The 23,937-nt window shown below is 64.0% G+C and carries 19 protein-coding genes; 9 read left to right on the forward strand and 10 right to left on the reverse strand.

What is annotated here, in order from left to right; all coding sequences use genetic code 11:
• The first annotated feature begins 171 nt into the window (after positions 1 to 171).
• Positions 172 to 1,482, forward strand: coding sequence for an MFS transporter (locus LQ249_RS25365; protein WP_017846139.1), 1,311 nt, complete (start codon positions 172 to 174; stop codon positions 1,480 to 1,482).
• A gap of 107 nt (positions 1,483 to 1,589) precedes the next feature.
• On the opposite strand, the gene purT is transcribed toward LQ249_RS25365, so the two are convergent.
• The 5 genes from purT to LQ249_RS25390 form a co-directional block, all read right to left on the reverse strand.
• The gene (gene purT / locus LQ249_RS25370; protein ID WP_026139924.1) at positions 1,590 to 2,771 is read right to left on the reverse strand and encodes a formate-dependent phosphoribosylglycinamide formyltransferase; all 1,182 of its coding nucleotides are present in this window, start codon (positions 2,769 to 2,771) and stop codon (positions 1,590 to 1,592) included.
• Positions 2,772 to 2,840: 69 nt separating this feature from the next.
• Complete coding sequence (locus LQ249_RS25375; protein WP_017846141.1) at positions 2,841 to 3,308, reverse strand: VUT family protein; 468 nt, start codon at positions 3,306 to 3,308, stop codon at positions 2,841 to 2,843.
• A gap of 162 nt (positions 3,309 to 3,470) precedes the next feature.
• On the reverse strand, positions 3,471 to 3,686 hold the full coding sequence (locus LQ249_RS25380) for a DUF1289 domain-containing protein (RefSeq protein WP_046382197.1): 216 nt from the start codon (positions 3,684 to 3,686) through the stop codon (positions 3,471 to 3,473).
• Positions 3,683 to 4,207, reverse strand: coding sequence for a gamma carbonic anhydrase family protein (locus LQ249_RS25385; RefSeq protein ID WP_017846143.1), 525 nt, complete (start codon positions 4,205 to 4,207; stop codon positions 3,683 to 3,685). Before LQ249_RS25385 ends, LQ249_RS25380 begins: the two co-directional genes overlap by 4 nt.
• Before the next feature lie 35 nt (positions 4,208 to 4,242).
• Positions 4,243 to 4,845 (reverse strand): CoA pyrophosphatase, encoded by a 603-nt coding sequence (locus LQ249_RS25390; protein WP_017846144.1) that lies wholly within the window; start codon positions 4,843 to 4,845, stop codon positions 4,243 to 4,245.
• A gap of 146 nt (positions 4,846 to 4,991) precedes the next feature.
• Between LQ249_RS25390 and LQ249_RS25395 the strand changes: the two genes are divergently transcribed.
• From LQ249_RS25395 to nagE, 7 genes are all read left to right on the forward strand, one after another.
• Positions 4,992 to 5,540: an NUDIX hydrolase gene (locus tag LQ249_RS25395; RefSeq protein ID WP_017846145.1), complete on the forward strand. Its 549-nt coding sequence runs from the start codon at positions 4,992 to 4,994 to the stop codon at positions 5,538 to 5,540.
• 37 nt (positions 5,541 to 5,577) lie between these two features.
• Positions 5,578 to 6,081, forward strand: coding sequence for a L,D-transpeptidase family protein (locus tag LQ249_RS25400; RefSeq protein ID WP_017846146.1), 504 nt, complete (start codon positions 5,578 to 5,580; stop codon positions 6,079 to 6,081).
• A gap of 262 nt (positions 6,082 to 6,343) precedes the next feature.
• Positions 6,344 to 7,075 (forward strand): GntR family transcriptional regulator, encoded by a 732-nt coding sequence (locus LQ249_RS25405; RefSeq protein ID WP_017846147.1) that lies wholly within the window; start codon positions 6,344 to 6,346, stop codon positions 7,073 to 7,075.
• A gap of 36 nt (positions 7,076 to 7,111) precedes the next feature.
• Entirely contained in the window at positions 7,112 to 8,218 is a 1,107-nt protein-coding gene (gene nagA / locus LQ249_RS25410) for an N-acetylglucosamine-6-phosphate deacetylase (RefSeq protein ID WP_017846148.1), read from the forward strand.
• Positions 8,211 to 9,221, forward strand: coding sequence for an SIS domain-containing protein (locus LQ249_RS25415; protein ID WP_372340287.1), 1,011 nt, complete (start codon positions 8,211 to 8,213; stop codon positions 9,219 to 9,221). Before nagA ends, LQ249_RS25415 begins: the two co-directional genes overlap by 8 nt.
• Before the next feature lie 36 nt (positions 9,222 to 9,257).
• A complete protein-coding gene (ptsP, locus tag LQ249_RS25420) occupies positions 9,258 to 11,768 on the forward strand; it encodes a phosphoenolpyruvate--protein phosphotransferase (RefSeq protein ID WP_232565967.1) in 2,511 nt (836 codons plus the stop codon).
• 26 nt (positions 11,769 to 11,794) lie between these two features.
• Positions 11,795 to 13,486, forward strand: a complete 1,692-nt coding sequence (nagE, locus tag LQ249_RS25425) for an N-acetylglucosamine-specific PTS transporter subunit IIBC (RefSeq protein WP_046382194.1) — start codon at positions 11,795 to 11,797, stop codon at positions 13,484 to 13,486.
• A gap of 181 nt (positions 13,487 to 13,667) precedes the next feature.
• Here the strand turns inward: nagE and LQ249_RS25430 are convergent, their stop codons facing one another.
• Both LQ249_RS25430 and purL read right to left on the reverse strand, forming a co-directional pair.
• Positions 13,668 to 13,979, reverse strand: a complete 312-nt coding sequence (locus LQ249_RS25430) for an NIF3 1 (RefSeq protein WP_017846152.1) — start codon at positions 13,977 to 13,979, stop codon at positions 13,668 to 13,670.
• Positions 13,980 to 13,983: 4 nt separating this feature from the next.
• Positions 13,984 to 17,880 carry a phosphoribosylformylglycinamidine synthase gene (gene purL, locus LQ249_RS25435; protein WP_017846153.1) on the reverse strand — a complete coding sequence of 1,299 codons (3,897 nt, stop codon included), beginning with the start codon at positions 17,878 to 17,880 and terminating at the stop codon, positions 13,984 to 13,986.
• Positions 17,881 to 18,166: 286 nt separating this feature from the next.
• Between purL and mltF the strand changes: the two genes are divergently transcribed.
• A complete protein-coding gene (gene mltF / locus LQ249_RS25440) occupies positions 18,167 to 19,627 on the forward strand; it encodes a membrane-bound lytic murein transglycosylase MltF (RefSeq protein WP_046382191.1) in 1,461 nt (486 codons plus the stop codon).
• Between the two features lie 127 nt (positions 19,628 to 19,754).
• Here the strand turns inward: mltF and LQ249_RS25445 are convergent, their stop codons facing one another.
• From LQ249_RS25445 to LQ249_RS25455, 3 genes are all read right to left on the reverse strand, one after another.
• Positions 19,755 to 20,051: a PTS transporter subunit EIIB gene (locus LQ249_RS25445; protein WP_046382190.1), complete on the reverse strand. Its 297-nt coding sequence runs from the start codon at positions 20,049 to 20,051 to the stop codon at positions 19,755 to 19,757.
• A 2-nt stretch (positions 20,052 to 20,053) separates the two neighbouring features.
• The gene (ptsP, locus tag LQ249_RS25450; RefSeq protein ID WP_232565968.1) at positions 20,054 to 22,585 is read right to left on the reverse strand and encodes a phosphoenolpyruvate--protein phosphotransferase; all 2,532 of its coding nucleotides are present in this window, start codon (positions 22,583 to 22,585) and stop codon (positions 20,054 to 20,056) included.
• Between the two features lie 122 nt (positions 22,586 to 22,707).
• Entirely contained in the window at positions 22,708 to 23,928 is a 1,221-nt protein-coding gene (locus LQ249_RS25455) for a maltoporin (RefSeq protein WP_026139927.1), read from the reverse strand.
• Positions 23,929 to 23,937 lie beyond the last annotated feature (9 nt).

The following is a 23,937-nucleotide window of genomic DNA, read 5'->3' on the forward strand; positions in this document are numbered from 1 at the left end:
AGCCGCGCCCGACCGCGTGCTATCCGCACGGACCGCGTCCAGGCACTGCCTTGCCCTGTACGACCGGTGCCCGCTCTCATCCCGAGCCGCTCCGCCCACAACCCTGATCCATGGGTGTTCGACCAATAATAATCCGCGTCCAAACGCGCACTGCCCCTCAGGGATACCGCCATGAGCACCACCTATAACGAGGCTGCGACCGCCGCCCCGACCAACTCGACCGCCCGCGTCGCCACCGCCAGCATCGTCGGCACGGCCATCGAGTTCTACGACTTCTATATCTATGCCACTGCGGCCGCGCTAGTGATCGGCCCGGTGTTCTTCCCGCAGACCTCCGGCACGGCGCAGATGCTCGCGTCGTTCCTGACCTTCGGCATCGCGTTCATCGCCCGCCCGCTGGGTTCGGCGCTGTTCGGCCACTTTGGCGACCGTATCGGCCGCAAATCGACGCTGGTGGCTTCGTTGCTGCTGATGGGGGTGTGTACCACGCTGATCGGCTTGCTGCCGGGGTATGACAGCATCGGCGCCTGGGCACCGATTCTGTTGTGCGTGCTGCGTTTCGGCCAAGGCCTGGGGCTGGGCGGGGAATGGGGCGGTGCGGCGCTGCTCGCCACCGAGAACGCGCCGAAGGGCAAACGCGCGTGGTTCGGCATGTTCCCGCAACTCGGTCCTTCGATTGGCTTCCTGGCGGCCAACGGCCTGTTCCTGATCCTGGCCATGAACCTGAACGACGAGCAGTTCCGCAGTTGGGGCTGGCGCATCCCGTTCATCCTCAGCGCAGCGCTGGTGATGGTCGGCCTGTATGCGCGGCTGAAGCTGCATGAAACCCCGGTATTCGCCAGTGCGGTAGCGAAGGAAGCACCGGTAAAAGTGCCGTTGGTGGAACTGTTCAGCCAGCATTGGCTGCCGGTGCTGCTGGGTGCCGCGTCGATGGTGGTGTGTTATGCGCTGTTCTATATCACCACGGCGTTTTCCCTGAGCTACGGCGTTTCGACCCTGGGCTACAGCCGCGAGACATTCCTCGGCTTGCTGTGTTTTGCCGTGCTGTTCATGGGCCTGGCGACGCCGCTGGCAGCCTTGGCCAGCGATCGATTCGGGCGCAAGCCGGTGCTGATTGTCGGTGCGCTGCTGGCGATTCTGTCGGGTTTCACCATGGAGCCGTTGCTGACCCACGGTTCGACCTGGGCCGTGGCGCTGTTCCTGGCCCTGGAGCTGTTCCTGATGGGTGTGACCTTCGCCCCAATGGGCGCGTTGCTACCGGAACTGTTCCCGACCCGCGTGCGTTATACCGGCGCTTCGGCGGCGTATAACCTGGGTGGGATCGTCGGTGCGTCGGCGGCACCGTTCTTCGCGACCAAGCTGGTGGCGATGGGCGGGCTGAGTTATGTCGGCGGGTATGTGTCGGCGGCAGCGTTGCTGAGCTTGATTGCGGTGCTGTGCTTGAAAGAGACGCGGGATAACGATTTGAACAAGGTTGCCTGATAGATCGCTATCGGGGGCAAGCCCCCTCCCACATTTTGACCGCATTCCTACAGATTAAACGCGGTTAAGTGTGGGAGGGGGCTTGCCCCCGATAGGCACGACGCGGTTTAGAGCTCTACAACAACCGCCTGAGCCGCACGGGTCGCCTTGGCGCGAGCCGCTTCAATCGACTCATCCCGCGCCAACGCCACGCCCATGCGGCGCTGGCCGTTGACTTCCGGCTTACCGAACAGACGCAACGCCGTGTCCGGCTCGCTCAGGGCCGCGCCGAGGTTGGCAAAAGCGGTCTGGGTCGATTGCCCTTCCACCAGGATCACCGCCGACGCCGAAGGCCCGAACTGACGGATCAATGGGATCGGCAGGCCCAGGATGGCGCGCGCGTGCAGGGCGAACTGCGACAAGTCCTGGGAAATCAAGGTGACCAGGCCGGTGTCATGCGGGCGTGGCGACACTTCGCTGAACCACACCTGATCGCCCTTGATGAACAACTCCACGCCAAACAGGCCGCGGCCGCCCAGGGATTCCGTGACGGCCTTGGCCACGCGCTCGGATTCCGCCAGGGCAATCGGGCTCATGGCCTGAGGCTGCCAGGATTCCTGGTAATCGCCTTTCTCCTGACGGTGGCCGACCGGCGCACAGAAGGTCGTGCCGCCGATGTGGCGCACGGTCAGCAGGGTGATTTCGTAGTCGAAGTCGATAAAGCCTTCGATGATCACCCGACCCTTGCCGGCACGCCCGCCTTCCTGAGCGTAATCCCAGGCTTTCTGCACGTCGTCGGCACTGCGCAGCAGGCTCTGGCCCTTGCCCGACGAACTCATCACCGGCTTGACCACACACGGGAAGCCCAGGTCTTGCACGGCCTTGCTGTAGTCTTCGAAGGTATCGGCGAAGTGGTACGGCGAGGTCGGCAGGTCCAGCTCTTCGGCGGCCAGGCGCCGGATGCCTTCGCGGTTCATGGTCAGCGACGCGGCGCGCGCGGTCGGGATCACGGTGAAGCCTTCGGCCTCCAGCTCCACCAGGGTGGCGGTGGCGATGGCTTCGATTTCCGGCACGATGAAGTGCGGTTTTTCCGCCTCGATCACCGCACGCAGGGCCGCGCCGTCGAGCATGTTGATCACATGGCTGCGATGAGCCACCTGCATCGCCGGCGCGTTGGCGTAGCGATCCACGGCAATCACTTCAACGCCCAGGCGTTGCAGTTCGATTACCACTTCCTTGCCCAGCTCACCGCAGCCACACAGCAAAACGCGGGTCGCGGTTGGCGACAATGGAGTTCCGATTCGGGTCATCTCAGGTCCTCAGGGGAGCGGATCATGGGGAGAAAGGCCGGCATTTTACATGAACTGCACAGATTGGCTTCAGTTGGCGACGGCACGTTTGCGGATACGCCAGGCCATGATCAGCCAGACCGCCGTGACCCCGGCGAATTTCGACGCCAGCGCGGTGCCCACCACGGCAGGCGTAAGCGCACCGATCAAGCCGAAAAAGATAAAGGTATCGAGGGGAATGCTCAGCGCCGAACTTATCCACAGGCGATCGTGGAGCGGGCGCTTGGTGATGCTGAACACCAGCCAGTCAATGCACTCGGACACCGCGAACGCAGTGGCGCTGGCCAGCGCGATGGACGGGTCGGAGGTGATATACGACAGCGCCAGCGCCGCCAGCATGGCAAGGATCGCGCCGTGGCCGAAGCGGGTTTGCACCATGTCGCGCAGGATAAACACCAGGCCGCCCCAGGCGGACCAGATCACATCCAGGTGCGGCGCGGTGGAGAAGGCGAAGTTGATCAGCACGACGCTGCTGATGTAGGCGATCAGGAAGAGCATGGGGGGATGGACCTGTGGGTAATGCCGCACAGGGTACACAATTACAGGGATGTCGTCTGGGATGGCGCCATCGGGGGCAAGCCCCCTCCCACATTCGACCGCGTTTAATCTGTAGGAACGCGGTCAAAATGTGGGAGGGGGCTTGCCCCCGATAGCGATGATTCAGCCAACGGATTTACCGGACGCCATAAACACCAACCCACCCGCCAGCGCCCGCTCATGACACAACCCCAACACCACCCGACGCTCGGCGTTGTCCATGCGGCTCCAACGCGTGATTTCTTCCACGGTACGCTGGCAACCGGTGCAAATGTCGTCGTCATCCAGCGCGCAAATGCTTACGCACGGCGAGGCGACGGGGCGCTCTGGCGGCTTCATTCTTCCTGCTCGACCAGATCCCGCGCATAACGCTGGGCGTTATGCACATAGTGCGCAGCGCTGGCCTCGAGCATCTTCTTCTGCGCGTCAGTCAATTCGCGCACGACTTTGCCCGGCGAGCCCATGACCAGGGAGCCATCGGGAATCTCCTTGCCTTCGCCGATCAGCGAATTGGCGCCGATGATGCAGTGCTTGCCGATCTTCGCGCCGTTGAGGATCACCGCGTTGATGCCGATCAGGCTGTAGTCGCCGACGGTGCAGCCATGCAGCATGGCGTTATGGCCGATGGTCACGCCGGTGCCCAGGGTCAGCGGGTAACCCATGTCGGTGTGCATCACGCTGCCGTCCTGCACATTGCTGTTCTTGCCGATCAGGATCAGTTCGTTGTCGCCACGCAACACCGCGTTGAACCAGACATTGGCGCCCTCCTCCAGCTTGACCTTGCCCACCAGCGTGGCATTCGGCGCCACCCAGCTGTGTGGGTGCGTCTCGACGCGGGCGTCGCCCAGGCGGTATTTCATGATATGTCCTCACGACTGGCCATTTAAACGATGGCTTATAGATGGATGAAGCTCTTGGGCGGCTGGTGCAGGCTGATGTTGGCATCGTCATAGAGCAAATTGATCAGCTCAACGATCATGATTGCCGTCAGCCCCCAGATCTTGTATTCGCCGAACCGATAGCTCGGCACGTACCAACTGCGGCCCTGGTAATCGATGCGGTGCGTATGTTCGCGCGGGTCCTGGCGGAAAAACTCCAGGGGCACGCTGAAGACGGCGGCGATTTCGGCGTCGTTGGCCAGGTAGTCGACGTAGTCCGGGATGACGCCAACGTAGGGCGTGACCCGAATGCCATGTAGGGAAATCAGCGGGCTCAACGGGCCGATCACCTCGACCAGGCCGGGCGGCAGGCCGATTTCTTCTTCGGCTTCGCGCAGGGCGGTGAAGATCAGGTCCGGGTCTTCGGGGTCGCGACGCCCGCCGGGAAAGGCCACTTCGCCACCATGGGTCGACAGGCCGCTGGCGCGCAGGGTCAGGATCAGCTCAGGTTCGTCACTGCGGGTAATCGGCACCAGCACGGCGGCCTCGGGGAAACGCCCGTCGGTCTCAAGCCGTTGCGGTGTGTGATTGCTTACCCGGCGAAGTAGCTCGTCCAGCATGAGTCATCTCGGTCTGTTGGCTACTTTGCATCATGCACCAAAGCGCGCGGGCGCCCAACCCCAAAACCGAAGGGCTGTCGCGAAACGACAACTTGCAGGGCCCTGCCGCCCACGCCAAGATAGGCAGACTTTCCAGGAACCCCAGCATGAATTTCTGCAGCCAGTGCGGTAAACCGGTCACCCAACGCATTCCCGAAGGCGACGCACGCCTGCGTTTTGTATGCGATCACTGTCATACCATTCACTACCAGAACCCCAATATCGTCGCCGGCACCGTGCCGGTGTGGGGCGATCAAGTGTTGTTGTGTCGCCGCGCCATCGAGCCCCGCCTGGGTTACTGGACCCTGCCCGCCGGTTTCATGGAGAACGGCGAGACCGTGGAACAGGCCGCCATGCGCGAGACCATGGAAGAAGCCTGCGCCCATGTACGCAACCTGAGCCTCTACACCCTGATCGACGTACCGCATATCAGCCAGGTGCACGTGTTCTACCGCGCCGAGCTGATTGACCTGAACTTCGCCGCTGGCCCCGAAAGCCTGGAAGTGCGACTGTTCGACGAGGCCGATATCCCTTGGTCCGAGCTGGCTTTCCGCACAGTCGGGCGTACCTTAGAATACTTCTTCGCCGACCGTCGCCTACGGTCGTTCCCGGTGCGCAACGAAGCTGTGCCGCCGCTGTCCCAGCCCGCCCAATAACAAACCGGCAGATCGTCGTCCAAGGGAAATCGTTTTAATGCGTTGGTTGCTTGCTTTGCTCTGCCTGTCGTTCGCCACGTTGTCCTCAGCCACCACCCTGGAAACCCTGGGCGGCAAAACGGTCGAGAAAATTCTGGTCCTCAAGTCCGCCCATCAGTTGCAACTGATCAACGACGGCAAACCCCTCAAGACCTACCGTATCTCCCTGGGCAAAAACCCCAAGGGCACCAAGCTGATCGAGGGCGACCGTCGCACGCCGGAAGGCTTGTATTGGATCGACTGGCGCAAAACCAGCGACCGCTACAACCTGTCCATGCACATCTCCTACCCCAATATCAGCGATTCGGCCCGTGCCCGCCGCCAAGGCGTGAACCCCGGCAGCATGATCATGATCCACGGCACGCCCGACACCGCGGAGTACCCGGAGCAGTGGTTTCACACCCTGGACTGGACCGACGGCTGCATCGGCATGCGTAACGTCGACATGCGCGAAGTCTGGAACCTGGTCAAGGACGGCACCCTGGTCGAGATCCGCCCGTAACCTTCGCCCCTCGGTCAATTAACTAAAAAAAGTTTCCTGCCCTCGACAGCGCCTGCCGGTGAATACCAATTCACCCCGCAGGCTGCGCAGCTCTGCGCGCCTTAAAGACCTCTCTAATACCACTTGATACCAGACACCGTTAATGCGCCCTGAAACCAGGAGCCGAAGCGTTTTGGCAGCATTGACATGGTATTTAAGTGGTATTAGTTTCCGGCCAATACCGGGCGACAACACACTAATAACCGCATCGGAAACCTGACAGATGAACCCCATCCTGACGCTGCGTCCCGACGACAAGCAATCCACGCCGCTGTACCTGCAACTGGCCCGCAACCTGGAAGCGGCGATCCACGCCGGCCAATGGAAATCCGAACAGGCCCTGCCGTCGGAACGCGCCCTCAGCGAGCAGTTGAGCATCTCGCGCGTCACCGCCCGCAAGGCGCTGGAAGTCTTGTTTGCCCAAGGCCTGATCCGTCGCAGCCAAGGCTCCGGCACCTTTATCACGCCACGCCTGGAACAACCGCTGTCGCGCCTGTCGGGCTTCAGCGAGATGCTGCGACTCAAGGGGTTTGTGCCCAGCTCCCAGTGGCTGGAACGCGACATCAGCGCGCCGACCCACGAAGAGCTGATCCGCCTGGGCCTGTCGCCGACCGACAAAGTGGCGCGGCTCAAGCGCCTGCGCAAGGCGGACGACACGGTGATGGCCATCGAAATGACCACCATGCCCGCCGCGGTGCTGCCGCACCCGCAAGCCATCGGCCAGTCCCTCTACGAGTACCTCGAAGGCATCGGCAAACCCATCGTGCGCGCCCTGCAGCATATCCAGGCGATCAACGCCTCGGACGAGTTCGCCGCGCTGGTCGGCATCGCCCCCGGCACCGCCATGCTGTTGATGACCCGTGTCGGCTACACCGCCGACAACACCCCGATCGAAATCACCGACACCTACTGCCGCAACGACTACTACGACTTTGTCGCCGAGCTGCGTCGATAGGCCTTTGCCGCGCACCGCGGCCTTAGAGAACTGCCCATGTCCGAAGACAATATCCTCACACCCCATGGCTGGATTCGCGGCCGCCTGGTGCATGAACACGGCAAGGTGATCGCCATTGAAGGCGCACCTTGCGACCCGGCCGACAACGACCTGCCCTACCTGCTGCCGGGTTTTATCGACCTGCACGTCCACGGCGGTGGCGGCAAAGACATCATGGAAGGTGCCGACGCCTTCGAAACCATCACCCGCACCCACGTGCGCTTTGGCACCACGTCGCTGCTGGCCACCACCATGACCGCGCCGGTGGATGAAATCTCCAGCGTGCTCGGCCAGCTCGGCAGCTTCTGCGCGCAACGCCCGAGCGGCAGCGCCCGGGTCCTCGGCGTACACCTGGAAGGGCCCTACATCAATCCGGGCAAACTCGGCGCGCAACCCAACTTCGCCCACACCGCATTGATGGAAGAAGTGGAAGCCTACCTGCGCCTGGCGCCGATCCGGGTGATCACCATCGCCCCGGAAATCGCCGGGCATGACCGCCTGATCCGCGCCCTCAGTACACGCGGCGTGCGTATGCAGATCGGCCACACCCTGGGCAGCTATGAGGAAGGCGTCGCCGCCCTCGCCGCCGGCGCCACCAGCTTCACGCATTTGTATAACGCCATGAGCCCGCTGCATCACCGTGAGCCCGGCATCGTCGGCGCGGCGCTGGCCCACGCGCAGTACGCGGAATTGATCCCGGATTTGCTCCACGTACACCCCGGCGCCATGCGCGTGGCCCTGCGCGCGATCCCATGCCTGTACTGCGTCACCGATTCCACCGCCGCCGCCGGCATGCCCGACGGCGAATACAAGCTGGGCAGCCACACCGTGACCAAATGCCTGGGCGGCGTGCGCCTGGCCGACGGCACCCTGGCTGGCAGCACCCTGACCATGGATCAGGCGCTGCGCAACCTGGTGAAGATCGGCCTGCCCATCAGCGAAGCCTCACAACGCCTGTCGCAATTTCCGGCGGACTACCTGGGCCTGGAACAACGCGGCCGCCTGCAACCCGGCAGCTTTGCCGACTGCGTGCGCCTGGACCGCTCCCTGCACCTCACCGACGTCATGGTCGAAGGAGAAACCATTGTCTTCAAAAATGCTTGAAGAGGCCCTCGCCTCCAGCGACGCGGTCGCGGCGCAGTTGCAACGCCTGGCCCCGCGCCTGCAAGACATCGCCGAGCGCCTGCGCCGTCAGCCGCCGCACGTGGCGATGACTGTCGCTCGCGGCAGTTCCGACCACGCCGCGAGCTACTTCGCCTACCTGGCCATGCAGCACGTGGGCATTCCGGTGGCGTCGTTGCCGATGTCGGTGGTGACCCTGCTGCACGCGCCGTTGAAGGTCAGCGGCCAGGTCGCATTCGGCTTCTCTCAGTCGGGCCAGAGCCCGGACCTGGTCGACAGCCTGCGCCTGCTGCGCCAACGCGGCGCCTTGAGCATCTCGCTGGTGAATGCCGAAGACTCGCCCCTGGAAGCCGCCTGCGAATTCCATGTGCCGCTGTGCGCCGGGCCGGAACTCAGTGTGGCCGCGACCAAGAGCTTTATCGCCACCCTCAGCGCCAGCGCGCTGTTGGTCGGCCACTGGAACCAGGAAACCGACCTGCTGCACGCCTGCCGTGCGTTGCCCGATGGCCTGCGCGAGGCGGCCAAACAGGATTGGACGAACGCCATCGACGCCCTGCGCGACTGCCAGCAGTTGATGGTCATCGGCCGTGGCGCTGGTTTTGCCATCGCCCAGGAAGCCGCGCTCAAGCTCAAGGAAACCTCGGCGATCCAGGCCGAAGCTTTCAGCAGCGCCGAGGTGCGTCACGGGCCGATGGCCTTGATCGACGACAACTACCCGCTGCTGATATTCGCCCCACGCGGTGCCGAGCAAGCCGGCCTGTTGAGCCTGGCCGCCGATATGCGCCAACGCGGCGCCCGCGTGTTGCTGGCCGCGCCGGACGATATCGCCGAACGCGACCTGCCGCTCAGCCGCGCCGAACACCCGAGCCTGGACCCGATCCTGGCCATCCAGAGTTTCTATGTCATGGCCGCCGGCCTGGCGCTCGCCCGTGGCATGAACCCGGACCAGCCGCGCCACCTGAGCAAAGTGACCCGCACCCACTGAGTGGCGTGCTGCGATTTCCTGATGAGTACCGTGCCCATGTCCAACAACAATAATGCATTGACCCTCGGCGCCCCCCTCAGCGGGCCGGTGCTGGCCCTGGGCAACGTCCCCGACGAAGTATTCGCCAGCGGCGCCATGGGTGACGGCCTGGCCATCGATCCGCTGAACGATAGCCTGTACGCACCGTGCGACGGCGAGATCATCCATGTCGCGCGCACCGGGCATGCGCTGACGCTTCGCGCGCAGAACGGCGCCGAGCTGTTGATGCATGTGGGCATCGACACCGTGGAGTTGAACGGCGAAGGGTTCGCCCTGCTGGTGAAGAACGGTGCGCAGGTGAGCAAGGGCCAGGCGCTGATACAGTTCGATCTGGACCGGATTGCGCGCCAGTGCAAAAGCCTGGTCAGCCTGATCATTCTCACCAACAGCGAGCGCTTCGAACTGACACCGCTGCCGCTGCGCTCAGTCAAACACGGTGAACCGCTGGCGCGCGTAGCGCTGCGTTCCGGCGCCGCGCTGCAAACCACTGTGGATAACTCCGTCGCGCAAGCCAGCGCCAACGTGCGGATCACCCATCGCGGCGGCTTGCATGCGCGTCCGGCGGCATTGATCCGCAAGACCGCACAAGCGTTCAGCAGCCAGACGCAGTTGCATTTCGCCGGCAAGTCGGCGGCGTGCGACAGCTTGATCGGCCTGATGGGGCTGGGCATCGGTGAGGGCGATGAGGTGTGTGTCACCTGTCGCGGCAAGGACTGCGCGGCGGCGTTGCAGGCGCTGGTCGCCGCGCTGTCTGTCGCCATCGGCGAAGAACCTCACACGCCGATGGCGGCCGCTCCACGCCGCGCGAATACCGAGGTCGGTGTGTTGCAAGGTGTTTGTGCGGCACCGGGCCTGGTGTGCGGGCCGCTGTTCCGCCTGAGCACGATCGAGTTGCCGGCCGATACCGGCAACCACTGCGCCGACGAACAGTTGCAACGGCTGGACGCGGCCCTTGAGCAAGTGCGCGGCGAAATCCGCACCACCCTGGACCTCGCCCGCCAACGCCGAAATGCCGAAGAAGAAGACATCTTCGCCGCCCACCTCGCCTTGCTGGAAGACCCCGCCCTGCTGGACACCGCCACCCGCGCCATCGAGCACGGCAGCGCCGCGACCCACGCCTGGCGCGATGCGATCCAGGCGCAATGCGCGGTGTTGCTGGGCCTGGGCAAGCCGTTGCTGGCCGAGCGCTCCAACGACCTGCGCGACCTGCAACAACGGGTACTGCGCGTGCTGCTCGGCGAAGCGTGGCACGTCGAGTTGCCTGCCGGGGCGATTGTCAGCGCCCACGAGCTGACGCCGTCGGACCTGCTCCAACTGAGCGCGCAACACGCCGCCGGCCTTTGCATGGCCGAGGGCGGCGCCACCTCCCATGTCGCGATCCTGGCCCGCGGGAAAGGCTTGCCGTGCGTGGTGGCATTGGGCGCCGAAGTGCTCGATGTGCCCCAAGGCCAACGCGTGGTGCTCGACGCGGCCAACGGTCGCCTGGAGCTGGCGCCCAGCGCGACGCGCCACGCCGAAGTCGAGCGGATTCGCGAAACACAGAACCTGCGTCGCCAGGAACAACAGACCCAGGCCCGACTGCCAGCGAACACCCGCGATGGCATGACCATCGAAGTCGCCGCCAATGTCGCCTCCAGCGCCGAGGCCCAGGTGGCGTTTGAAAACGGCGCCGATGGCATCGGCCTGCTGCGCACCGAGTTCCTCTTCGTCGACCGCCGCACCGCGCCGGATGAACAGGAACAGCGCCAGGCCTATCAAGCCGTGCTGGATGCGATGGGCGACAAGTCGGTGATCATCCGCACCATCGACGTGGGCGGCGACAAACAGCTCGACTACCTGCCGCTGCCGGTCGAGGCCAACCCGGTGCTGGGCCTGCGCGGCATTCGCCTGGCCCAGGTGCGCCCCGACGTGCTCGACCAACAACTGCGCGCACTGCTGCAAGTCAGTCCGCTGGCGCGCTGCCGCATCCTGCTGCCGATGGTCAGCGAAGTCGACGAACTGCTGCAGATCCGCCAACGCCTGGATGAACTGTGCGCCGAGCTGCAACTGACCCAACGCCCGGAACTGGGGGTGATGATCGAAGTGCCCGCCGCCGCGCTGATGGCCGAACAACTGGCCAGGCATGCGGACTTCCTGTCCATCGGCACCAATGACCTGTCCCAGTACACCCTGGCCATGGACCGCGACCACGCCGGCCTCGCCGCGCGGGTCGATGCGCTGCACCCGGCGCTGCTGCGGCTGATCGCCCAGACCTGCACGGGCGCGGCCAAACACGGGCGTTGGGTCGGCGTGTGCGGCGCCTTGGCATCCGACCCGCTGGCGACGCCGGTGTTGGTCGGGCTGGGGGTCAGCGAGCTATCGGTCAGCCCGCCGCAGATCGGCGAAATCAAGGACCGCGTCCGCCATCTGGACGCGGCGCAATGCCGGCAACTGAGCCTGGGCCTGCTCGACCTGAGCAGCGCCAAGGCGGTACGCCAAGCCTGTCAACACCACTGGCCGCTGAGCTGACAACAACAAGAAAAGGGAGACACGCCATGTACCAACACCTTATCGAAGGCCTGCAACGCCTGGGCCGTGCGCTGATGCTGCCGATCGCGATCCTGCCGATCGCCGGCCTGCTGCTGCGCCTGGGCGACACCGACCTGCTCAACATCGCGGTGATGCACGACGCCGGGCAGGCGATCTTCGCCAACCTTGCGCTGATCTTCGCCATCGGCATCGCCGTGGGCTTTGCCCGCGACAATAACGGCACGGCCGGTTTGGCCGGGGCCATCGGCTACCTGGTGATGATCTCGACGCTCAAGGTGATGGACTCGACCATCAACATGGGCATGCTCGCCGGGATCGCCAGCGGCCTGATGGCAGGCGGGCTGTATAACCGCTTCAAGGACATCAAGCTGCCGGAGTACCTGGCGTTCTTCGGCGGGCGGCGATTCGTGCCGATTGTCACCGGGTTCAGCGCGGTCGGCCTGGGCGTGATCTTTGGCCTGATCTGGCCGCCGATCCAGCACGGCATCAACAGCTTCGGCGTGTTGCTGATGGAAAGCGGCAGCCTGGGGGCCTTCGTGTTTGGCGTGTTCAACCGACTGCTGATCGTCACCGGCCTGCACCATATCCTCAACAACATGGCGTGGTTCGTGTTCGGCAGCTTTACCGACCCGGTGACCGGCGCGGTGGTGACCGGCGACCTGACCCGCTACTTCGCTGGCGACCCGAAAGGTGGCCAGTTCATGACCGGCATGTTCCCGGTGATGCTGTTCGGCCTGCCCGCCGCGTGCCTGGCGATGTACCGCAATGCCCTGCCGGAACGACGCAAAGTGATGGGCGGGATTTTCCTGTCGATGGCGCTGACCTCGTTCCTGACCGGCGTGACCGAGCCGATCGAATTCGCCTTCATGTTCCTCGCGCCGTTCCTGTACCTGCTGCATGCGCTGCTGACCGGGCTGTCGATGGCGGTCACCAACCTGCTGGATATCCACCTCGGGTTTACTTTCTCCGGCGGCTTTATCGACATGGTGCTGGGCTGGGGCAAGTCCACCAACGGTTGGCTGGTCGTACCGGTCGGCCTGGCTTATGCGGCGATTTACTACAGCGTGTTCAGCTACTGCATCCGCCGCTTCAACCTGAAGACACCGGGCCGCGAAGATATCCCGGTAGCGCAGGCCGAAGCGATGAGCGATAACCAGCGCGCCACGGCTTACATCCACGCGCTGGGAGGGGCGGACAACCTGCTCAGCGTGGGGGCTTGCACCACGCGCCTGCGCCTGGACATGGTCGACCGCAACAAAGCGGTGGATGCACAGTTGAAAGCCCTCGGCGCGATGGCCGTGGTGCGGCCGGGCAACGGCGGCAGTTTGCAGGTGGTGGTCGGGCCGATGGCCGACAGCATTGCCGATGAGATTCGCCTGGCGATGCCAGCGTTTGTGGCCGCCGCGCCGGTGGATAAGCCGGTCGCGGTCAATGTGCAGGAAGCCGAGCAATGGTTGAGTGCATTGGGCGGCCGGGGGAATGTGCGCCAGCTGGAAGCGGTGGCGATGACCCGGTTGCGGGTGGAATTGGGGGATGATTCGGTGGTGTCCGAGGCTCAACTGACGGCGCTTGGTTGCCAAGGCATCAGCCAACTTGATAGCGGTGTTTGGCACCTGCTGATTGGTGACAAGGCCTCGGGCTTGAGTGAGGTATTGGAGCGACTGGTCAGCGGCCATGAGGTCGGCGCCAGGGTTTAAGAGAGGTAGTGGTTGTTCTGGCCTCATCGCGGGCAAGTCCCCTCCCACATTTGCCCGCATTCCAGCGTTGGAACTCGGTCAAATGTGGGAGCGGGCTTGCCCGCGATGAGGCCCTTACAGCCAACAAAAAACCCACTGACCAAACTGGCCCAGCGGGTTTCTCGTTCATGCAATCAACGAATCAGAAATCCGCCAACCGCCACACCTCATACGCCGGTGTCTCATAGGGATGGCTCAGCTTCAACGCAGCCACAACAGCCACGATCAGCTCATCCGCCACCACCAGCTCAACCTTCCACTCTTCAACCACTTCAACCTGGCCGACTTGCCCGAGAAACGGCTGGCTGCCGTCCAACGCGCGGAATTGGCCCTGGCCCAGCACTTGCCAGGCGCAGCTGTCGTAGTCGCCGATGCGCCCGCCGCCGGCTGCGAAGACGGCGGCTTTCACCGCCTCCACATGGCTGCCGGGCACGAAGAAGCTGAGCTTGTACACCGCCTTAGTTCACCCACACGCGCGCGTTGCGGAACATCCGCATCCACGCGCCGTCTTCGTTCCACTCTTCCGGGCGCCACGAGTTCTGCACGGCGCGGAATACACGCTCCGGGTGCGGCATCATGATGGTGACGCGACCGTCGCGGCTGGTGAGGCCGGTGATCCCGCGCGGTGAGCCGTTCGGGTTGGCCGGGTAGCTTTCGGTGACCTTGCCGTGGTTGTCGACGAAACGCATGGCGACGCAACCGGACACATCGGCTTCGAGCAAGGCTTCTTCGCTGGCGAACTCGGCATGGCCTTCACCATGAGCGATGGCGATTGGCATACGCGAACCGGCCATGCCTTGCAGGAAGATCGAGTTGGACTCCTGCACCTGCACCATGGCGACACGGGCTTCGAACTGCTCGGAACGGTTACGCACGAAGTGCGGCCAGAACTCGCTGCCCGGGATCAGTTCGTGGAGGTTGGACATCATCTGGCAACCGTTGCACACACCCAGGGTGAAGCTGTCGTTGCGTTCGAAGAAGCCCTGGAACGCGTCGCGGGCACGGCTGTTGAACAGGGCCGACTTGGCCCAGCCTTCACCGGCACCCAGCACGTCGCCGTAGGAGAAACCGCCGCAGGCCACCAGGCCTTTGAACTCGTTGAGGTCGACGCGACCGGCGAGGATGTCGCTCATGTGTACGTCGATCGCATTGAAGCCGGCGCGGTCGAACGCGGCCGCCATTTCCACCTGGCCGTTGACGCCCTGCTCGCGCAGTACGGCAACCTGTGGGCGAATGCCTTTCTTGATGTACGGCGCGGCGATGTCCTGGTTGACGTCGAAGCTGAGCTTGGTGCTCAGGCCCGGGTTGTCTTCTTCCAGGATCACGTCGAATTCCTGCTCGGCGCAGTCGGCGTTATCGCGCAGGCGCTGGATCTGGTAGCTGGTCTCGGCCCACTGGCGCTGCAGCAGACGGCGCTGGCCTTCGAACACGGTGTCGCCGTTGAAGACGATGTCGATCTGACCGTTGTTGATCGGCTGGCCGATCACGGCCACGCAATCGCCCAGGCCGGCGGCGCTGAACTGTGCCAATACGTTTGGCGTCGCGTCCTGGCGCACCTGGATCACCGCACCCAGCTCTTCGTTGAACAGGATGCCGTTGAGTTCAGAGGCGTCCTCGGCAACGCTGTCGAGCACCAGGTTCAAGCCGCAGTGACCGGCGAAGGCCATCTCGACCACGCTGGTCAACAGACCACCGTCGGACCGGTCGTGGTAGGCCAGCAGGTGGCCGTCGGCGTTGAGGCCCTGGATCACGGCGAAGAAGGCTTTCAGGTCTTCGGCGTCATCGACGTCCGGCGCGTGTTTGCCGAGCTTGCCATGGGTTTGCGCGAGGATCGAGGCGCCCATGCGGTTCTGGCCACGGCCCAGGTCGATCAGGATCAGATCGGTGGTGCCCTTGTCCATGCGCAGTTGCGGGGTCAGGGTCTGGCGGATGTCGGTGACCGGCGCGAAACCGGTGACGATCAACGACAGTGGCGAGGTGACGCTCTTGTCCACGCCTTCGTCGTTCCAGCGGGTGGCCATGGACATGGAGTCCTTGCCCACCGGAATGGTGATCCCCAGTTCAGGGCACAGCTCCATGCCGACAGCCTTGACGGTGTCGTACAGGCGCGCGTCTTCGCCGGGGTGACCGGCAGCGGACATCCAGTTGGCCGACAATTTGATGTCGGACAGCTTGCCGATACGGGACGCGGCGATGTTGGTGAGGGTTTCACCAATGGCCATGCGGCCCGACGCCGGAGCGTCCAACAGGGCCAGCGGCGTGCGTTCGCCCATGGCCATGGCTTCACCGGTGTAGACGTCGAAGCTGGTGGCAGTGACGGCAACGTCGGCCACCGGCACTTGCCATGGGCCGACCATTTGGTCACGGGCAACCAGGCCGGTGATGGTGCGGTCGCCGATGGTGATCAGGAAGCTTTTGCTCGCGACCGCCGGGTGGTGCAGCACGCGTTCGATGCTGTCGGCCAATTCCAGTGTGCTTGGGTCGAAGTCATCGCCCAGCTCGGTTTCACGTACCGCCGAGCGGTGCATGCGCGGGGCTTTGCCCAGCAGCACTTCGAGCGGCATGTCCACCGGGCTGTTGCCGAAGTGGCTGTCGGTGACCGTCAGTTGCGGCTCGGCAGTGGCTTCGCCGACCACGGCAAACGGGCAACGCTCGCGTTCGCAGATGGCCTGGAAGCGCGCGAAGTCTTCAGGACCGACGGCCAGGACGTAGCGTTCCTGGGACTCGTTGCTCCAGATTTCGTGCGGGGCCATGCCCGGCTCGTCGTTTGGAATGTTGCGCAGTTCGAAACGGCCGCCACGCTCGCCATCGTTGACCAGTTCCGGGAAGGCGTTGGACAAACCGCCGGCGCCGACGTCGTGGATGAAGCTGATCGGGTTCTTGTCACCCAACTGCCAGCAACGGTCGATGACTTCCTGGCAGCGACGCTCCATCTCTGGGTTTTCGCGCTGTACCGAAGCGAAGTCCAGGTCTGCCGAGCTGGTGCCGGTGGCCATGGAGGAAGCCGCGCCGCCGCCCAGGCCGATCAGCATCGCCGGGCCGCCGAGCACGATCAGCTTGGAGCCGACCAGAATCTCGCCTTTCTTGACGTGTTCTTCACGGATGTTGCCCATGCCGCCGGCCAACATGATCGGCTTGTGGTAACCGCGCACTTCGTCGCCACGCGGGGTGGTGATGGACTGTTCGAAGGTACGGAAATAACCGGTCAGCGCCGGACGGCCGAATTCGTTGTTGAACGCGGCGCCGCCCAGCGGGCCTTCGATCATGATGTCCAGCGCGGTGACGATGCGCTCCGGCTTGCCGTAGGGCACTTCCCACGGCTGTTCGAAGCCCGGGATCTGCAGGTTGGACACGGTAAAACCGGTCAGCCCGGCCTTGGGCTTGGCGCCACGGCCGGTGGCACCTTCGTCGCGGATCTCGCCGCCGGAACCGGTGGCTGCGCCCGGGAACGGGGCAATCGCGGTCGGGTGGTTGTGGGTCTCGACTTTCATCAGGATGTGTACCGGTTCCTGCACCGCGCCGTACTGGCGGGTTTCAGGGTCCGGGAAGAAACGGCCGGCGACGCTGCCGACGATGACCGAAGCGTTGTCCTTATAAGCCGACAGAACGCCTTCGCTGTGCATCACGTAGGTGTTCTTGATCATGCCGAACAGGCTTTTTTCCTGGCTTTCGCCGTCGATGTCCCAACTGGCGTTGAAGATCTTGTGACGGCAGTGCTCGGAGTTGGCCTGGGCGAACATCATCAGTTCGATGTCGTGCGGGTTGCGCTTCAAGCCGTTGAAGGCGTTGACCAGATAATCGATCTCGTCTTCGGCCAGGGCCAGGCCCAGCTCGGTGTTGGCCTTCGCGAGGGCGGCGCGGCCACCGCCGAGCACGTCAATCGCGGTCAGCGGCTTGGGCTCGGCGTGGCTGAACAGAGCACCGGCCTGTTCCAGCTGGCTGACGATGATCTGGGTCATGCGGTCGTGCAGGCTGCCGGCGATCAGCTCGGCTTCGGCCTCGCTGAACTGGCCCGCGACATAGAAGGCAATACCGCGTTCCAGGCGCTGGATTTTTTCCAGGCCGCAGTTGCGGGCGATATCGCTGGCCTTGCTCGACCAGGGCGAGATGGTGCCGAACCGCGGCAGAACCAGGAACAAGCGGCCAGTCGGCTCTTGAACGGGAACGCTTGGGCCGTACTTCAGAAGGCGTGCCAGCACTTGCTGTTCGTCGGCGGTCAAGACGCCGGTCACGTCGGCGAAATGAGCAAATTCAGCATACAGGCCTGTAACAGCTGGAACCTTCTGGCTCAGTTGCTCAAGGAGTTTGCTGTGGCGAAAGGCAGAAAGGGCAGGAGCGCCGCGCAGGATCAACATCTTCGGGACAGCCTCGGGAAGGGGTGTGCTTTGAGGCCGTGCATTCTAACGTAAACCGTCGTCAACGGCACCCGAAACACTAACGCTGGCCGCTGCCGAACGTCAGTTGGCTGGGTTTGCACGGTGCCGGGGCGTTATCCGGGGCGGCGGGCACAGTTATTTTAACCGTCACAATCGCTCTCCAAGCCACGTTTCTGCGGGCTGCAGCACAGTTTCAAGGCGGCTAGCAGACAAGTCCCCCGCTGTCGAGATATGGCGCCGTGGGCCGTTTGCGTATACTGCGCAGATGTTCTCCCCAACTGCTTTGCGCCCGCGATGCGCCAAATGGCTCATCGCCACCGGACTCTTCCTGATGCTCAGCGCCTGTGTTGATAAACCCAGCACGCTCGAGCGAATCAAGGAGGATGGCGTATTGCGGGTGATTACCCGGAACAGCCCGGCCACGTATTTCCAGGACCGCAACGGTGAAACCGGTTTCGAATACGAACTGGTCAAGCGCTTTGCCGACGACCTGGGGGTGAAGCTGGAAATCGAGACCGCCGACAACCTCGACGACCTGTTCGGCCAGTTGGGCAAACCCAACGGCCCGGTCCTCGCCGCCGCCGGCTTGGTCAGCAGCGAGCGACGCAAGCAGCAGGTGCGCTTTTCCCACCCTTACCTGGAAGTCACCCCGCAGATCATCTACCGCAACGGCCAGTCGCGCCCCACCAACGCGGCAGACCTGGCGGGCAAGAAGATCATCGTGCTCAAGGGCAGCACCCACGCCGAACAACTGGCCGAGCTTAAAAAGCAGAACCCTGCGATCGAATACGAAGAATCCGACGCCGTTGAAGTGGTCGACCTGCTGCGCATGGTCGACGAGGGCCAGATCGACCTGACCCTGGTGGACTCCAACGAAGTGGCGATGAACCAGGTTTACTTTCCCAACGTGCGCGTGGCGTTCGACCTCGGCGATGCCAGCAACCAAAGCTGGGCCGTGGCCGCCGGCGAAGACAACAGCCTGCTCAACGAGGTCAACAGCTACCTGGACAAGGTCGGCAAGAACGGCACCTTGCAGCGCCTGAAAGATCGCTATTACGGGCACGTCGATGTACTCGGCTACATGGGCGCCTACACCTTCGCCCAGCACTTGCAGCAGCGCCTGCCCAAGTACGAGAAACACTTCAAGACCTTCGCCAAGGAAGAAAAGGTCGACTGGCGCCTGTTGGCCGCCATCGGCTATCAGGAATCACTCTGGCAACCGGCGGTCACCTCCAAGACCGGCGTGCGCGGCCTGATGATGCTGACCCAGAACACCGCCCAGGCGATGGGCGTGTCCAACCGCCTGGACGCCAAGCAAAGCATCATGGGCGGCGCCAAGTACCTGGCGAAGATCAAGGACGAGCTGGACGACGATATCGCCGAGCCGGACCGCACCTGGTTTGCCCTGGCCGCCTACAACGTGGGCACCGGGCATCTGGACGACGCACGCAAGCTGGCGCAGAAGGACGGCCTGAACCCGAACAAGTGGCTGGACGTGAAGAAAATGCTGCCGCGCCTGTCGCAGAAGCAGTGGTACAGCAAGACCCGCTACGGCTATGCACGGGGCGGCGAGCCGGTACACTTCGTGGCGAACATCCGGCGCTACTACGACATCCTCACCTGGGTGACCCAGCCACAGCTGGAAGGCAACCAGGTAGTCGAAGGCAACCTGCATGTGCCAGGGGTCAACAAGACCAAGCCGCCGGAAGAGAACCCGCAGCTGTAAACCCGAAGCCCCCAAACACCACCGCCCAATGTGGGAGGGGGCTTGCCCCCGATAGCGGTGTGACAGTCAGCTTGTTTATAACTGACCCACCGCCATCGGGGGCAAGCCCCCTCCCACATTTGAATCGCTACTGGCCTTGAAGACCAGTGATCAGATGCACGATCCCACCCGCCAGCACCATCACTCCCGACACTCCCGCTGCCTTTAACGCCGCCGCATCCACCCGCGCCGCATCCCGCAGTTGCACACGCACCCGCGTCAGCGCCACGCGTTGTTGCGACTGGAGGTTATCCGCGCCACCGAGGGCATTCAGCACATCGGCGGACAACAGGTTCTCCGCCGCCGGCACAGGCGCCGCGACGGTTTCGGCGATCAAGTCCGGGGTCAGGGCTTTCCAGAACGCCCGCTGCAATTTCTCGAACATGCTCAGTGCTCCACGACAGGTGAGGTTTCAACGGTGGCCGCGTGGTACAGGCGCAAGGCCTCGCGCACCTGCGCAGCTTCTTCAAGGCCGAGCACCTGATGGGCGATGATCTGGCAATCCGCCAGGTCCAGCTCGCGCACGGTGGCCTTGATGGTCGGGATCAGCGGTACGCTGACCGACAGCTCGTCCACCCCCAGCCCGATCAACACCGGCACCGCCGACGCTTCAGACGCCAGCGCCCCGCACACGCCAACCCACTTGCCGTGGGCATGGGCGGCCTTGACGGTGGTGGCGATCAGACGCAGCACCGCCGGGTGAAAGCTGTCGGCCTGGCTGGCCAGGCGCGGGTGATCGCGGTCCATCGCCAGGGTGTACTGGGTCAGGTCGTTGGTGCCGATGGAAAAGAAGTCCACATGGGGCGCGAACACGTCCGCCATCAAGGCCGCGGACGGCACTTCGATCATGATGCCCAGCTTCGGCAGCTCGGTGAGCCCCAGCGCCAACGCTTCCTCTTCAAGCATCGTGCGCGCCAGGCGCAGCTCCGAGAGCAGGCTGACCATCGGCAGCATGATGTGCAGCCGCGTCAACCCGGCACTCGCGAGGATCGCGCGGAACTGTTCGCGCAACAACTCGGGGCGCTCCAGGCACAAACGAATACCGCGCAAGCCCAGGAACGGGTTGGTCTCGGCATCCATCGGCACATAGGCCAACGGCTTATCGCCGCCGACATCCAACGTGCGTACCACCAGGTTGCGCTCCGGGCCCAGGGCGCGGGCGATGGCGTTGTAGGTGCCGGCTTGCTCCTCGGGGCTCGGTGCGCGATGGCGGTCCAGGTACAGAAACTCTGATCGCAGCAGCCCCACGCCTTCGCCGCCCAGGCTCAGGGATTGCTCGACCTCCTGAAGCGACGCGACGTTGGCCGTGACTTCGACGTGATGACCATCGCGGGTGATGGCCGCCAGGCGTGCCTGCGCGACGTCGCGTTGGCGCCGCACTATTTGCTCCCGGTGGGTGGCCTGCAATTGCTCGATCTCGGCCAGGTCCGGGTCCAGGTGCAGCTCGCCCTTGTCGGCGTCCAGCAACACCTGCCGACCGTCGGCCAACGCCAGCACCTGCGGCGGCACCCCGCAAATCGCCGGCAGCCCCAGCGCCCGGGCGAGGATCGCGACGTGGCTGGTCGCCCCGCCGCCGACGGTGACGAACCCGAGCACCTTGTGCGTGTCGAGGCTGGCGGTCTGCGACGGCGTCAGTTGCTCGGCGATCAGGATCGCGCGCTCGGGCAGTTCCCAGGCGCGGTCGTGAATGCCGAGGATCAGTTTCAGCACGCGCTGGCCGACGTCGGCCAGGTCCGCCGCACGTTCGGCGAGCAGGGCATTGCCCAGGCCCTGGAACAGTTGGGCGGTGGCGAGCGTGGCGCTGTTCCAGGCAAAGGCGGCGCTTTTGCCGACGGCCAGCAGGTCGTGGGCTTGCTCCAGCAGGGTCGGGTCTTCGAGCAGTTCCTGATGGGCGCGGAAGATCTGCGCCTGGGCACTGCCGACCGCCTTGGCCTGCAAGCTCTGCAAGGCCTCGGTAGCGGCGTGCAGGCCACGGTCCAACGCCGCGCGTTCGAGTGCTTCGCCGCCGCCCGTTTCGGGAATGCTCAGCGCCGGCTCTGCCACCTGGACCACCTGGCCAAACGCCGAGCCCGGCGACGCACACACGCCCCGCAGCAGGCTCGTGGACGCCAGCGACACACGCGGTTCGACGTCCTCGACCGGCGCCGCGACGCTCTCGCCGCACCCCTCGGCCAACAGCGCCACCAACGCCTTGATCGCCGCGGCGGCATCCTCTCCCGCCGCGCTCACCTGCAAGGTGTCGCCCTGCACGGTTTGCAGTGCCATGATCGCCACCAGCGACTTGGCGTTGGCGCTCTGGGTTTGCTTGTGCAGGTAGATACTGGCGTCAAACCCCTTCGCTGCCTGGGCAAACACCGCCGCCGGGCGCGCGTGCAAACCGTTGGCATTGGGCAACGTCAACGGTTTGGAGAACAGTGCGTCGCCCTCCTCTTCGTCCTCGGTTTCAGCCGCCTCGCCTGGCGACAGGCGCACCAGCGGCTGGCCCAGTGTGACCGGGCCGCTGTCCGACGCCAGCAGCGCAAACGGCTCGCCGCTGACCACCAGCATCAAGGTCAACAGGCTCCGGGCATTGAGCGCTACGTAGTCGGCGTCGAACTCGATCAACGGCTGCCCGGCCTCCACCCGCTGGCCTTCCCCGACCAAACGGCTGAACCCCTTGCCCGCCAGGTTCACGGTGTCCAGGCCGATATGCAGCAGCACCTGGACGCCATTGTCAGCCGTGATGCTCACCGCATGGCCAGTGTCCTGGATATTGCTGATCACCCCGGCCAACGGTGCACAGAGGGTCTGCGAGGTCGGGTCGATGCACAGGCCGTCGCCGATCAGGCGGCTGGAGAACACCGGGTCGGGGACCTTGTCCAGTGCCAGCAGCACGCCCGACAAGGGCGCAAGCAATTCCAGGGGTTGAGTTGCGGTCATGACTTCACCTGCTGTTTTGTTCTGTAAAAATCATTGGGTGGATACAAATCCCGAGGTGACAAAGATCAAATGTGGGAAGGGCTTGCCCCCTCCCCCATTTAAGCCTGTCTACATCCGAAGATTCACTTCCACCAGTACTCGACTTGCACACCGACGTTCGAGCCATGCCGCGCGGTGCCGTAGGCGCCGGTGTCAGACAACGCCGACCCAGCCGCCAGCTCATTCGCCGCGCGTTTGGCCGCTGCGTTCCAGCTCGCATAGGTGTAGTACAGACGCACTTCCGGGCGCGCCCAGAAATCCGGGCCTTTGGGCGACCAGGTCGGGGCGAAGGTGAATTTGCTCAGTTTGCGCGTACCGCCGGTGGCGTCGACCTGATCATGACCAAGCTCGGTGACCAGTTTGAACTGTTCACTGATGGCATAGGCCGGACGCACACCGATGGACATCCAGGTCTGGTCCTGGCTGCCGGGGCGAATGTCTTTCTGGTACACGGCCTCGATCTGCCCACCGAAACGCGGGGTCACCTGCCAGTCGAAAAACTCCACGGCGCGGTAGCTTTTGCTGCTGTTATCCAGGGCAGTATTGCCGGTGTAGCCAAGGCCGGTGCCGGGACCTTCGCCATACTGCAGGGCGAACTTGTTCTTGCCGCCAAGGAAAGGTTTTTGCACATGTTGCGCGGTCAGCGCCCAACCGCTGTTGGCATCACGCCCACCGGCTTTTTCGATGTAGCTCAAGCCCAGTTCCAGCTCGCCGCCGGGGTTGGTCTTGAAGCCGGCCACGTTGAAGTCGTGACGCGTGGCGTATTCCTTCTGGTACAGGTTGTCCTTGCGCGAAAGCGCGTAGCTGTATTTCAGGTCGCCAATCAGCACATCCTCGATGCCGCCGCCCGTGGCGCTCTGGTTCCAGTAGTAGAAATCGGAGATATGGATGTCGTTACGCTTGTAGTAACGCCGCCCCGCCCACAGCGAGCCGCCGTTGAGGCTGGGCAGGTTGGACCACTGTGCATACATCTGCGGCATGCGCGCCGAGCCGTTGTCTTCGCCCTGGAATTTAAGCGCGCGGTCGTACTTGTTGTAGAGCGAAGCCATGGCGTCGACGCTGAGCACGGAGCCGTCGTCGAGGGTCAGCAGGTCCTGGCGCAGTTCCAGTTCGGCGTACTGTTCGCATTCGTTGCCCAACCGGTATTTGGATTGCGCGCCCGGCAGTTGGAAGCATTGCTGCTTGCCACTGCCGGTCGACGTCCCCGCGCCGCTACGCAAGTAACCGGCAAACTCCAGGGCCTGAGCGCCGAACGGCAAGCTCAGACACGATGCAACGAGGCCCAGCTTTATTGTTGTTTTCATGAAGTACTC

Source organism: Pseudomonas sp. 7-41 (assembly GCF_021233075.1).
Classification (GTDB): domain Bacteria; phylum Pseudomonadota; class Gammaproteobacteria; order Pseudomonadales; family Pseudomonadaceae; genus Aquipseudomonas; species Aquipseudomonas veronii.